General features: G+C 60.6%; 12 protein-coding genes. 8 read left to right on the top strand and 4 right to left on the bottom strand.

Features of this window, described 5'->3' with window-relative positions:
* Positions 1–4: 4 nt before the first annotated feature.
* From KGP25_RS19025 to hycI, 4 genes are read left to right on the top strand one after another with little or no spacing between them, the layout of a single operon-like run.
* A complete protein-coding gene (locus KGP25_RS19025; protein ID WP_008499573.1) occupies positions 5–547 on the top strand; it encodes a formate hydrogenlyase complex iron-sulfur subunit in 543 nt (180 codons plus the stop codon).
* The gene (locus KGP25_RS19020; RefSeq protein WP_104950236.1) at positions 547–1,314 is read left to right on the top strand and encodes an NADH-quinone oxidoreductase subunit B family protein; all 768 of its coding nucleotides are present in this window, start codon (positions 547–549) and stop codon (positions 1,312–1,314) included. Before KGP25_RS19025 ends, KGP25_RS19020 begins: the two co-directional genes overlap by 1 nt.
* Entirely contained in the window at positions 1,311–1,721 is a 411-nt protein-coding gene (locus tag KGP25_RS19015; RefSeq protein WP_023294422.1) for a formate hydrogenlyase maturation HycH family protein, read from the top strand. Before KGP25_RS19020 ends, KGP25_RS19015 begins: the two co-directional genes overlap by 4 nt.
* Entirely contained in the window at positions 1,714–2,169 is a 456-nt protein-coding gene (gene hycI / locus KGP25_RS19010; protein WP_223539488.1) for a hydrogenase maturation peptidase HycI, read from the top strand. The genes KGP25_RS19015 and hycI overlap by 8 nt, the downstream gene beginning before the upstream one ends.
* An 81-nt stretch (positions 2,170–2,250) precedes the next feature.
* Here hycI and KGP25_RS19005 read toward each other — a convergent pair whose 3' ends face one another.
* Positions 2,251–3,675, bottom strand: a complete 1,425-nt coding sequence (locus KGP25_RS19005; protein ID WP_028014207.1) for a 6-phospho-beta-glucosidase — start codon at positions 3,673–3,675, stop codon at positions 2,251–2,253.
* Between the two features lie 18 nt (positions 3,676–3,693).
* Positions 3,694–5,145 (bottom strand): PTS cellobiose/arbutin/salicin transporter subunit IIBC, encoded by a 1,452-nt coding sequence (gene ascF / locus KGP25_RS19000; RefSeq protein WP_024907719.1) that lies wholly within the window; start codon positions 5,143–5,145, stop codon positions 3,694–3,696.
* Positions 5,146–5,359: 214 nt separating this feature from the next.
* Between ascF and KGP25_RS18995 the strand changes: the two genes are divergently transcribed.
* From KGP25_RS18995 to KGP25_RS18980, 4 genes are all read left to right on the top strand, one after another.
* The gene (locus tag KGP25_RS18995) at positions 5,360–6,373 is read left to right on the top strand and encodes a LacI family DNA-binding transcriptional regulator (RefSeq protein ID WP_069720345.1); all 1,014 of its coding nucleotides are present in this window, start codon (positions 5,360–5,362) and stop codon (positions 6,371–6,373) included.
* A gap of 134 nt (positions 6,374–6,507) precedes the next feature.
* Entirely contained in the window at positions 6,508–7,053 is a 546-nt protein-coding gene (gene hydN / locus KGP25_RS18990) for an electron transport protein HydN (protein WP_032643033.1), read from the top strand.
* Positions 7,054–7,058: 5 nt separating this feature from the next.
* A complete protein-coding gene (gene hypF / locus KGP25_RS18985) occupies positions 7,059–9,299 on the top strand; it encodes a carbamoyltransferase HypF (protein ID WP_223539487.1) in 2,241 nt (746 codons plus the stop codon).
* Entirely contained in the window at positions 9,277–10,299 is a 1,023-nt protein-coding gene (locus KGP25_RS18980; RefSeq protein WP_045908512.1) for a HoxN/HupN/NixA family nickel/cobalt transporter, read from the top strand. The genes hypF and KGP25_RS18980 overlap by 23 nt, the downstream gene beginning before the upstream one ends.
* 81 nt (positions 10,300–10,380) lie before the next feature.
* Here KGP25_RS18980 and norW read toward each other — a convergent pair whose 3' ends face one another.
* Positions 10,381–11,514: an NADH:flavorubredoxin reductase NorW gene (gene norW, locus KGP25_RS18975; RefSeq protein WP_223539486.1), complete on the bottom strand. Its 1,134-nt coding sequence runs from the start codon at positions 11,512–11,514 to the stop codon at positions 10,381–10,383.
* Positions 11,511–12,953: an anaerobic nitric oxide reductase flavorubredoxin gene (norV, locus tag KGP25_RS18970; protein WP_223539485.1), complete on the bottom strand. Its 1,443-nt coding sequence runs from the start codon at positions 12,951–12,953 to the stop codon at positions 11,511–11,513. The genes norW and norV overlap by 4 nt, the downstream gene beginning before the upstream one ends.
* Positions 12,954–13,020: the final 67 nt, after the last annotated feature.

The raw sequence follows: 13,020 nt of genomic DNA, 5'->3' as shown, positions 1-13,020 counted from the left end.
CGTCATGTTTACCTTTATCAAAAAAGTGATCAAAACCGGCACGCAGACCAGCCGCTATCCGCTGGAGCCGATGCCGGTCGACAAAAACTTTCGCGGCAAGCCGGAGCACAACCCACAGCAGTGCATCGGCTGCGCGGCCTGCGTCAACGCCTGTCCGTCGAACGCCTTAACGGTGGAAACGGATCTCAAAACCGGCGAGCTGGCCTGGCAGTTTAACCTCGGGCGCTGCATCTTCTGCGGCCGCTGCGAAGAGGTCTGCCCGACGGTCGCCATTCGCCTGTCGCAGGAGTACGAGCTGGCGGTGTGGAAGAAAGAGGATTTCCTGCAGCAGTCGCGCTTTGACCTGTGCCACTGCCGCGTCTGCCAGCGCCCGTTCGCCGTGCAGAAAGAGATCGACTACGCCATCGCGCTGCTGCAGCACAACGGCGACGCCCGCGCGGAGCATCACCGTGAAAGCTTTGAAACCTGTCCGGCGTGCAAGCGACAGAAGTGCCTGCTGCCGTCCGACCGCATTGATATCACCCGCCACATGAGAGAGGCCAGCTGATGGACAATTTACTTGGCCCACGCGACGCTAACGGCATTCCGGTGCCGATGACGGTGGACGAATCCATCGCCAGCATGAAGGCGTCGCTGCTGAAAAAAATCAAACGCTCGGCCTACGTCTACCGCGTGGATTGCGGCGGCTGCAACGGCTGCGAGATTGAGATCTTCGCTACGCTGTCGCCGCTGTTTGACGCCGAGCGCTTCGGCATCAAAGTGGTGCCGTCCCCGCGTCATGCGGACATCCTGCTGTTCACCGGGGCCGTCACCCGCGCTATGCGCTCGCCCGCGCTGCGCGCCTGGCAGTCCGCGCCGGACCCGAAAATCTGCATCTCGTACGGCGCCTGCGGCAACAGCGGCGGCATCTTCCATGACCTCTACTGCGTCTGGGGCGGCACCGACAAAATCGTGCCGGTGGACGTCTACATTCCGGGCTGTCCGCCGACGCCCGCCGCCACGCTGTACGGCTTCGCGATGGCGCTCGGCCTGCTGGAGCAGAAAATCCACGCCCGCGAGCCGGGCGAACTCGACAACCAGGCTGCGGCCATTCTGCACCCGGACATGGTGCAGCCGCTGCGGGTGAAGGTCGATCGCACGGCGCGCAGGCTGGCGGGCTATCGCTACGGCCGTCAGATTGCCGACGACTATCTGCGCCTGCTGAGCCAGGGCGAGCATCAGGTCGCACGCTGGCTGGAGGCGGAAAACGATCCGCGCCTCAATGAGATTGTGGCGAACCTGAACAGCATCGTCGATGAGGCGCGTATCCGATGAGTGAAACGGTGGTGTTCAGCCAGCTGAGCCGTAAGTTTATTGATGAGAACGATGCCACGCCGGATGCGGCGCAGCAGGTGGTCTATTACAGCCTGGCGATTGGGCATCACCTCGGGGTGATTGACTGCCTGGAGGCCGCGCTGAGCTGTCCGTGGCCGGAATATCTGGCGTGGATTGCCACGCTGGAGGAGGGCAGTACGGCGCGGCGCAAAATGGAAGGCGTGCCGAAGTACGGTGAGATCGTGATCGATGCGAACCACATTGCGATGCTCGCCAACGCCTTTGACGCGGCGCTCGGCAGACAAACCCCGGAGCAGCAGGCGTGGAGCAAAACGCTGCTCGGTATGCTGCATGATATTCATCAGGAGAGTGCCATCTACCTGATGGTGAGGAGATTACGTGACTGACGTTTTACTGTGTGTCGGCAACAGCATGATGGGCGACGACGGCGCGGGTCCGCTGCTGGCGGAGATGTGCGCCGCGAACCCGCAGGGCAGTTGGGTGGTGATTGACGGCGGCAGCGCGCCGGAAAACGACGTGGTCGCCATCCGCGAGCTGCATCCGGACAGGCTGTTAATCGTCGATGCCACCGATATGGGACTCAACCCCGGCGAGATCCGCCTGATTGATCCGGACGACATCGCCGAGATGTTTATGATGACTACCCACAATATGCCGCTGAACTACCTGGTGGATCAGATCAAAGGTGACGTGGGCGAGGTGCTGTTTTTGGGCATTCAGCCGGACATCGTAGGGTTTTATTACCCGATGACGCCGCCGGTGAAGGAGGCGGTGGAGGTGGTGTATTCACGGCTAGCGGGATGGGTTGGGAACGGAGGGTTTTCTCAGCTCTGAGCAGCGCCCGGTGGCGCTACGCTTACCGGGCCTACGGTTTTGTAGGCCGGGTAAGGCGAAGCCGCCACCCGGCAAAACAGGCTACGCCAGATCCGCCCCGTTACTCGCAATCACCTTCTTATACCATCCGAACGATTTCTTGCGTTTCCGCTCCAGCGTGCCGTTCCCGGCGTCGTCGCGGTCAACGTACACAAACCCGTAACGCTTGCTCATCTCACCGGTTGAGGCCGAGACCAGGTCAATGCAGCCCCAGGTGGTGTAACCCATCAGCGGCACGCCGTCCTCAATCGCATCGCCCATCGCGCGGATATGCTCGCGCAGATAGCTGATGCGGTAGTCGTCGTTAATCTCGCCGTTTTCATCAACGACATCTTTCGCCCCCAGGCCGTTTTCCACCAGGAACAGCGGCTTCTGGTAGCGGTCGTACATCATGTTCATGGTGATGCGCAGGCCGAGCGGGTCGATGCCCCAGCCCCATTCGCTCACCTGAATGTGCGGGTTGCGCAGAGATTTAACGATGTTCGCCGCATTGGTGTTGTTCGCGTTCATATCCGCCGAGGCGCAGCGCGAGGCGTAATAGCTGAACGAGACAAAATCGACGGTATTTTTCAGCAGTTCGTCATCGCCCGGGTCTTTAACAATCACGACGCCTTTCTCGCGGAACACGCGGGCAGAATAGGCCGGATAGCTGCCGCGCGCCTGCACGTCGATAAAGAACAGGTTCTCGCGGTCTTTCTCCAGCGCCATCCACACGTCTTCCGGCTTGCAGGAGTAGGGGTAGAAGTTACCGCCCGCCAGCATGCAGCCGACCTGGTTTTCCGGGTTCACCTCGTGAGCGATTTTGGTCGCCAGCGCGCTCGCCACCAGTTCGTGGTGCGCGGCCTGGTATTTCACCTGGTCTTCGTTTTCGCCTTCCTCAAACACCAGCCCCGCGCCGGAGAACGGGCTGTGCAGCATGATGTTGATTTCGTTGAAGGTCAGCCAGTATTTCACCAGCCCGTTAAACTCCTCGAAGCAGGTGCGGGCATAGCGGGCAAAGAAATCCACCATTTTGCGGTTGCGCCAGGAGCCGTACTCCGTCACCAGGTGCATCGGCACGTCGAAGTGGCAGAGGGTCACCAGCGGCTCGATGTTGTATTTTTTGCACTCCTCGAACACCGCGCGGTAAAAGGCAATACCCTCTTTGTTCGGCAGCGGTTCGTCGCCGTTCGGATAGAGGCGGCTCCAGGCGATCGAGGTGCGGAACACCGTAAAGCCCATCTCCGCCATCAGGGCGATGTCTTCTTTATAGCGATGGTAAAAATCAATCGCCTCGTGGCTCGGGTAGAATTCGTCGTCACGCAGCGAAAAACGCTTTTCCTTACCGAGCTTCACCGCCAGGCGGTTCGCGCCGTGGGGGATCATATCGACCGTTGTCAGCCCTTTGCCGCCCTCACGGTAAGCGCCTTCACTCTGGTTGGCGGCAAGCGCGCCGCCCCATAAAAATCCTTGTGGAAAAACAGACATTCTTACCTCGCTTTCAATTTATGCTTTTGCTGCGTTGTTCTGTACCGGTGCGGTCTGCAGGGCGCGCGCTTTTTCGGCGTCGTCTTCGACCGGAATATCCTCAAAGCCCAGTATCAGGGTCAGAACAAACGACAGCACGACTGCCAGACCCATCACGCCAAACACCCAGACGATGGTCATCGGGTTCGCCGGGTCGAAGAACTGTACGCTGGTAAACAGCCCCGGTGCCGCCATCGAGTGGCTGGCAAGACCCGCGATACCGGCAACCGCGCCGCAGATAAAGCCGCTGATCAGGCTTGCAATCAGCGGGCGTTTCAGACGTATTGCGACGCCGTACAGGGCCGGTTCAGAGATCCCCGCCATGATGGCGGAGGCCGCCGCCGCCAGCGCCGTCTGGCGCAACTCCGGGTTTTTGGTTTTCCACGCCACCGCCAGCGACGAACCGCCGAGCGACAGGTTGGCGCCAATTTCCGACGGCATCACCATCCCTTCCTTGCCCGTCTCGGCAATGGTCTGAATGATGGTTGGCGTAAACACGCGGTGCATGCCGGTCATGACCAGCAGCGGCCACAGCGCGCCCATGATGGCCACGGAGAGCCAGCCCAGATAGCCGTGAATGGTGTAGACCAGCGCGGAGATCGCACTACCGATCCAGATGCCCAGCGGTCCAATCAGCACGATGGCGAGCGGGGCGGCAATCAGCACGATTAGCATCGGCTTGAGGAAGTTTTTCGTCACCGCCGGGGTAATGCGATCCACCCAGCGCTCGATGTACGACAGGCACCAGGTCATCACCAGCGCGGGGATGACGGTGTAGGTGTATTTCACCGCCGTCACCGGGATAAAGGCGAACTCAACGTGCTCGCCCTGCGCGGCTTTCGCCATCAGCTCGATAAAGCTCGGGTGCACCAGCACGCCCGCAATGGCTATCGCCAGCGACATGTTGGTTTTGAATTTCACCGCCGCCGAGGCCGCCACCATCAGCGGCAGGAAGAAGAACGCGCCGTCGCCGATGACGGTCAAAATGGTGAGCGTCGGCGCGCCTTTGGGCAGCACGCCGGTCATCTCAAGGATCATCGCCAGAAGCTTGACCATCGAGCCGCCGATGATCGCCGGGATCAGCGGGGACATGGTGCCGATCAGCGCGTCGAGGATCCCGGCGCCAATGCGGCGCAGCGTCAGCTTTTGCGGGCCTTCCGGCACCGCGGGCTGCAGGTCAGCGGGCAGCAGGCTTACCACCTCGCGGTACGCCTGGGAGACGGTATTGCCAATAATCACCTGGCACTGGTTGTCGTTGCGCACCACGCCGAGCACGCCGCTGATGCTTTTCAGGCGCGCGGCGTCGGTGAGGGTTTCGTCTTTCAGAACGAAACGCAGTCGCGTCATGCAGTGGGTGACGGCGACGATGTTCTCTTTGCCGCCCAGCGCGCTGATAACGTCGTTCGCCAGCGCAGCGTAATTTTTGGCCATCGGATGTGATCCTGTTATCGTTGTGTGAAATGTAGGAAACCGGTTCCACATAATCATCATGAGTTTTTATGAATGAAACAAGATCGCTTTTTGACCATTTTTTTATTTCGTGACGCCGATCACCAGCAGGAACCCAAAGCGTGATGTCGCCGCTGCGACAATTTTTCTGCAGTGCAGTACACTGCGCTCCATCAGATTCAGACGGAATAACAACATGACCACGATGCTTGAAGTGGCGAAGCGGGCAGGCGTTTCGAAAGCGACGGTATCCCGGGTGCTGTCGGGCAATGGCTATGTCAGCCAGGAGACCAAAGATCGGGTGTTTCAGGCCATTGAAGAGAGCGGCTATCGCCCAAATTTGCTGGCGCGCAACCTGGCGACCAAACGTACCCAGACGCTGGGCCTGGTGGTGACCAACACCTTGTATCACGGCGTCTACTTTAGCGAGCTGCTGTTTCACGCAGCGCGCATGACGGAGGAGAAAGGGCGGCAGCTGATCCTCGCGGACGGCAAGCACAGCGCCGATGAAGAGCGCGAGGCGATCCAGTATCTGCTCGATATGCGCTGCGACGCGGTAATCATCTATCCGCGTTTTCTGAGCGTGGAAGAGATGGATGAGATCGTCGAGAAGTGCGAGCAGCCCATTATGGTGCTCAACCGCCGCCTGCGGAAAAATAGCAGCCACAGCGTGTGGTCCGATCATAAAGCCTCCAGCCAGGACGCGGTGTCACAGCTGATTGCGAAAGGGCATCGTGAGATCGCCTTTATCACCGGCTCGCTGGATTCTCCCACCGGGGTAGAGCGTCTCTCCGGCTATAAGGACGCGCTGGCGCAGCACGGTATTCCGCTGCGCGAGGGGCTGATTGCGCAGGGGAAGTGGAACCCCGCCAGCGGCGCGGCGGCGGTGTCCGAACTGCTTGCTCGGGGTGAGCGCTTTACGGCGCTGGTGGCGAGCAATGACGATATGGCCATCGGTGCCATGAAGCAGCTGCACGACAGCGGCGTGGCCACGCCGGACGCGGTGTCGGTGATCGGTTTCGACGATGTGGCCATCGCGCCTTACATTGTGCCGTCGCTCTCCAGCGTCCGCATCCCGGTAACGGAGATGATCAAAGAGACCATCAGCCGCCTGATCTTTATGCTCGACGGCGGTGAGTTTAAATATCAGCAAATTTTCTCCGGCGAGCTTGTCCTGCGCGACTCGGTTATTGACGGCCCGCACCGCTGATGTCGACAGCTGTCATCGTCATAAGTGACGATGACGGCACCGCTTTAATTTTTAAAATGAAATAAAATCAATAAGTTAATTATTGGCACGGTTTATGAATATCTCCGCGCATAACTGTAATGCTGGAGAAGCAGATGAACCGTTTTATTATGGCCGATGCCAGTAAGTGTATTGGTTGCCGTACCTGTGAAGTGGCGTGCGTGGTTTCCCATCAGGCGGAGCAGGACTGCGCGTCGCTTACCCCTGACACCTTCCTGCCGCGCATCCACGTCATCAAAGGCGTGAATATTTCCACCGCCGCCATCTGTCGCCAGTGCGAAGACGCACCGTGTGCGAACGTCTGCCCGAACGGGGCGATTAAACGTGAGAAAGGCTTTGTGCACGTGATGCAGGAGCGCTGCATTGGCTGCAAAACCTGCGTGGTCGCCTGCCCGTATGGCGCGATGGAGGTGGTGGTCCGTCCGGTAGTGCGTAACAGCGGTATGGGGCTGAGTGTGCGCGCGGACAAAGCCGAAGCCAACAAATGTGACCTGTGCTACCACCGTGAGGCCGGCCCGGCCTGTATGGAAGCCTGCCCGACGCACGCGCTGGTCTGCGTGGATCGCGACAAGCTTGAGCAGATGAGCGCCGAAAAGCGCCGTCGCGCGGCGTTCGACACCTCGTCATCACTGCTGTTCTGAGCCGTATGAGCAGCAACGGCGTTCAGCTGCGGGTGCGCGGCAAAGTGCAGGGCGTCGGGTTTCGTCCCTTCGTCTGGCAGCTGGCGCAGGCGCTTCAGTTGACCGGTGACGTCTGCAATGACGGAGAGGGCGTGCTGGTGCGCCTCGCGGGTAATGGGGGGGCCTTTACCGCGAGGCTGCATCAGGACTGCCCGCCGCTGGCACGCATTGACCGCGTGGAAGCGCAGCCGTTTACCTGGTCGCGCGTGCCGGAGGACTTTACCATCCGCCACAGCGCGGCCGGGACGATGGACACCCAGATTGTCCCCGATGCGGCGACCTGCCCGGCGTGTCTGGCTGAGATGGGCGACCCAGGCGAACGCCGTTATCGCTATCCATTTATCAACTGCACCCACTGCGGGCCGCGGTTTACCATTATCCGCGCCATGCCCTACGACCGCCCGGCCACGGCAATGGCGCCGTTCCCGCTCTGCGGGCCGTGTGAAGCCGAGTACCGCAATCCTGCCGACCGCCGTTTTCACGCCCAGCCGGTCGCCTGCCCGGACTGCGGGCCCGCGCTTATGTGGCGTGCGGGCGACATGACTGCTGAGCGTGAAGCTGCGCTGCGCGCGGCGGTGGCGATGCTGAAAAGCGGCGGTATTGTCGCCGTCAAAGGGCTGGGGGGCTTTCACCTCGTCTGCGACGCGCGTAACCCGCAGGCGATCGCGATGCTTCGGTCACGCAAGCAGCGGCCCGCGAAGCCGCTGGCGGTGATGATCCCGCATGCGGATGACCTGCCGGAGACGGTTCAGACGCTGCTACGCTCACCCGCCGCACCCATTGTGCTCACGCCAAAAGCCTGGCTGCCCGCGTTCCCGGAAGGTATCGCACCCGGTCTGGATTCCGTGGGCATCATGCTTCCTGCGAACCCGCTGCAGCACCTTCTGATGATGGACTGCCAGCGCCCGCTGGTGATGACCTCCGGCAACCTCAGCGGCAGACCACCTGCCATCACCAACCGGCAGGCGCTGGATGAGCTCAGCGGCATCGCGGACGGTTTCCTGCTGCATAACCGTGACATTCTGCAGCGGATGGACGATTCGGTGATGGATTGGGACGGTGCGATGCTGCGCCGCGCGCGCGGTTTTGTGCCCGATGCCATCACGCTGCCTGCCGGGTTCGACAATATCCCCGCCATGCTGTGCACCGGGGCGGAGATGAAAAACACCTTCTGCCTGGTGCGTGGGAATCAGGCGGTGCTGAGCCAGCATTTTGGCGATCTCGGTGACGAGGGGGTGGAAGCGCAGTGGCGTTCCGCGCTGTCGGTGATGCAGGACATTTACGCCTTCCAGCCGGCGCGCGTGGTGTGTGATGCCCATCCGGGATATCGCGCTCGTCAGTGGGCGCAGGCGCAGGCGTTGCCCCTTGAAGAGGTATACCACCATCACGCTCACGCCGCGGCGTGCCTGGCCGAAAACGGCTGGCCGCGCGATGGCGGAGACGTTATCGCCCTGACGCTGGACGGGATCGGTATGGGGGAAAACGGCGCGCTGTGGGGCGGAGAGTGCCTGCGGGTCAGCTATCTCGACTATGCGCATTTGAGTGGTCTGCCTGCCGTTGCGCTGCCGGGCGGCGATCTGGCGGCCATGCAGCCGTGGCGTAATCTGCTCGCCCACTGCCTGGCGTTTGTACCCGACTGGCAGCAGTACCCGGAAACCCATGCGGTTCAGCGCCAGAACTGGCCGTTGCTGGCGACGGCGATCCAGCGTGGCATCAACGCGCCGCGAGCTTCTTCCTGTGGTCGCCTGTTTGACGCGGTTGCCTGTGCGCTCGGCATCGACATGCAGCGTTACGAAGGGGAAGCGGCCTGCCGACTGGAAGCACTGGCATCGCAGTGCGCGGGTGTCGACCATCCGGTGACGCTGGAAGTGGATAACCTCGCGCTTTTCTGGCAGCAGTGGCTGAGCTGGCAGGCGGAACCCTGCGCGCGCGCCTGGGCGTTTCACGATGCGCTGGCAAAAGGGCTGGCGGAGCTCGCCGCGTTTCATGCCCGGCGCCTGTCGCTTTCGACAATCTGTCTCAGCGGCGGGGTATTACACAACCGTCTGCTGCGCGCGCGTCTGCGTCATTATCTTTCTGACTTTACGCTTCTTTTTCCTTCGCGCCTGCCCGCAGGTGACGGAGCGATCTCCTTCGGGCAGGCGGTGGTCGCCGCTGCCCGGTCATGTTTACAAAGGACTAAAAATGTTACGACTGTTACGCAATGAACCTCGCGCCGCGCTTCTGCTGCTGGCTCTGGTAATGGCAAACCTGCTGGCCTGGGGATGGGCATGGCACACCTTTAGCGGCAGCACGGCGCTGATGGCGGCAAGCCTGCTGGCGTGGTGCTACGGACTGCGTCATGCGGTGGACGCTGACCACATCGCAGCCATAGATACCGTGACGCGTAAGATGATGCAGCAGGGCAAACGCCCGTCCGGCGTGGGGGCGTGGTTCTCGCTGGGCCACTCCACCATCGTGGTGCTGGCTTCCATTGCCATCGCCGCTACCGCCACGGCGTTTCAGAAGAACATGGCGTGGTTCCACGAAACCGGCAGCCTGATTGGTACCGCCGTTTCCGCGACCTTCCTGCTGGCGATGGCGCTGGTGAATATGGTGATCCTGCGCGGCGTCTGGCGCAGTTTTCAGGCGCTGAAACACGGCAGGCCCGTGCAGGACGACATCACGCTACCTGCTCAGGGCGGGGTAATGAACTGGCTGTTTGGCAAGACCTTCCGCCTCGTCAATAAAAGCTGGCAGATGTACCTGGTTGGCTTCCTGTTTGGTCTCGGCTTTGATACGGCCACCGAGATCGGCGTGCTGGGGATCTCTGCCGCCAGCGCGTCCAGCGGGATGTCGGTGTGGTCAATCATGATCTTCCCGGCACTCTTCGCCAGCGGCATGGCGCTGGTAGATACCCTCGACAACCTGCTGATGGTCGGCGCCTACGGCTGGGCGTTTAACAAGCCGCAGCGCAAGCTCTACTACAACATGACCATCACCGGCACCTCCGTGGTGGTGGCGCTGTTTATCGGCGGGCTGGAAGCGCTGGGTCTGCTGATGGATAAATTTGCCCTCAGCGGCGGCCTCTGGGATCTGATTGGCACGGTGAACGACAATCTGGGCAACGCCGGGTTTGTCGTCGTGGGTCTGTTTGTCGCCTGCTGGCTGATTTCCATGGCGAATTACCGCTGGCGCGGCTACGACGCGCTGGTGGTACGTTCCTGAACGACCCAGCCCGGCGGCGCTACACTTGCACGGGTATGCATGTAGGCCGGGTAAGCGGAGCGCCACCCGGCATTACGAGGGTTAAGCAGGGAGCGATTTCAGCAGGGCGAAGGCCTCTTTCATCCTGTCTTCACTGACGACAAAGGCGCGCATCTGACCGTCATTATCCGTACCGCGCGCCACCATGCCCTGCGGCGAAAGGGCAATCTGCCAGTCCAGATCCTGACGCTGCGTTTCGCCTGCGAGATGCAGCGGTAATTCCGGCGTTTTCACTTTGACCAGCATGGCGGGTAATTTCACCGGCGTACTGCCGCCGAGCAGGTTTTTCGCCAGAGACAGCGCGCTTAATTGAATCGGCTGTAAAAAGGGCAGCACCTGGCCGTTAATTTCCGCGCAGTCGCCCAGGGCATAAATGTCCGGCTGGGTGGTTTGCAGGTAGCTGTTAACCTTCACGCCGCGGTTGATTTCGGCGCCTGCGCGATGCGCCAGCGCCGTTTCCGGGCGCAGCCCCGTCGCCGCAATCACCACATCCACTTCCACGCTGCGGCTGCGGTCGAGCGTTACACGTATGCCGCTGCCGGTTTTGCTCAGGCTCTGCAGCTGCGATTTCAGCAGCAGATGGACGCCCATGTCGGTCAGATGATGCTGTAAGCGGCTGCTCACTTCAGCGGGCATCAGCGCTGACAGAATGCTCGCCGCGTGGTCGACCAGGGTGACGGATTTACCCGCACGGCAGAAATCCATCGCCAGTTCGGTGCCGATCAGCCCGCCGCCGACAATCATCACCCGCGTGGCGTCGTGAAGCTCCGTTTCGCTGGCCTGATACGCCTGCTGGCTGTTGAGCGTGACCATCAGCTCGCGGCCCTCAACCGGCGGCACAAACGCAGAGGCACCCGTGGCCAGCACCAGCTTGTCGTACTGCCAGGTTTTATCTTTCGCTTTCACCATACGGGCGTCGGCGTCGATATCGGTGACCCAGGTGTACGGAAACAGACGCAGGTTAAACTGTTCTGCGAACGCCCCCGCCGTCTGGCGGGTGAGATCGTCGGCGCGCTGATTCTGGCTAATGACGTGGCTTAAATCAGGCTTGTTGTACTCGTCCATGCTGTCGGCGGCGATCACCGTCAGCGGCACGTTAGCATCCTGTTTGCGGATATTTTTCACCAGCTGACGGGCGGCAAAGCCCGAGCCGATAATGACGATACCGTGGCTCATTTTGCCTCCGTTGCCAGTTCATCAAAAACGTCTTTCCCGAGGGAACATTCCGGGCAAAGGAAGTTGTCCTGCACCTCACTCCACGGCGTGCCCGGGGCGACATCCTGCAGCGGCTCGCCCCGTTCCGGGTCGTAAATCCACTGGCAAACGCTGCACTGCATGCATGGACCGAGGTCGGCAGCGGCAGCTTTTGCTTCGGCTTCCGGCGCAACCGCCGCGGCGGGGGTGGTTTCCGGCAGCGGTGCGAGCGCCCACTGACGGGCGATGTCACGGCCGTGCTGGCGACAGATTTCCAGGGCGTCGATATCCGGCCGCCATTTCGCTTTCAGGCTCATCGACATCTCAAACCCTGCATCCTGTAAACGGGTAGAGAGACGGTCTACCGCGCCGCCGCTCCAGCCGTGGGAGCCAAATGCGCTGGCGCGCTTGTTGCGAAAACGCAGGCCGGTCATCTCTTCGACCAGACCGGCAATCTTCGGCATCATCACGTTATTCATGGTGGAGGTGCCCACCAGCACGCCCTTAGAGCGGAAAACGTTGGTTAATACCTCGTTCTTATCGCTGCGCGCCACGTTGAAGATTTTCACCGCCACGTTCGGGTCCACTTCGTTGATGCCCTGGGCAATGGCGTCCGCCATCATGCGGGTATTGTTGGACATGGTGTCGTAGAAGATCGTGATGCGGTCTTCCTGATAATCCGCCGCCCATTTCAGGTACAGCTCGACGATCTGGGTGGGGTTTTCACGCCACACCACACCGTGAGAGGTGGCAATCATCTCCACCGGCAGGTTAAAGCCGAGGATCTCGGTGATTTTTGGCGTCACCAGGCGGCTGAACGGGGTCAGGATGTTGGCGTAGTAACGCTGGCACTGCTCGAAAAGCTCGGTCTGATCCACTTCGTCATTAAACAGGCGTTCGTCGCAGTAGTGCTGGCCGAAGGCGTCGTTACTGAACAGCACCGCGTCGCCGGTCATGTAGGTCATCATGCTGTCCGGCCAGTGCAGCATGGGCGTTTCCACGAAGATCAGCTGTTTGCCATTGCCGATATCCAGCGCGTCGCCCGTTTTCACGGTGTGGAAGTTCCACTCCGGATGGTGGTGGTGACCGTTGATCGAGTCGATGGCGTTGGTGGTGCAGTAGATCGGAGTGTCCGGAATATACGACATCAGCTCGGTCAGGGCACCGGCATGATCCTCCTCCGCATGGTTGATGATGATGTAGTCGATGGCGTTCAGGTCGATTTCACCGCGCAGGTTCTGCACGAACTCGCGGCTGAACTTGTGATCGACGGTATCGATCAGCACGTTTTTTCCTTCGCGGATGAGATAGCTGTTGTAGCTGCTGCCGCGCAGCGTTTTATATTCCGTCCCGTGGAAATCGCGCACTTCCCAGTCACGTTGACCCACCCAATGAATGTTATTTTTAACCAGAATAGACATAGCAAACCTCAGCGTAATATCGCGTTTTTCAAAATAGGATGCTTTGCTTATATCAAGCTGCGTGCCA

The organism is Enterobacter sp. JBIWA003, from assembly GCF_019968825.1.
Classification (GTDB): Bacteria; Pseudomonadota; Gammaproteobacteria; order Enterobacterales; family Enterobacteriaceae; genus Enterobacter; species Enterobacter quasiroggenkampii.
Note: the sequence above shows the minus strand (reverse complement) of the source record. Positions and strands in the feature narration are given on the sequence as shown.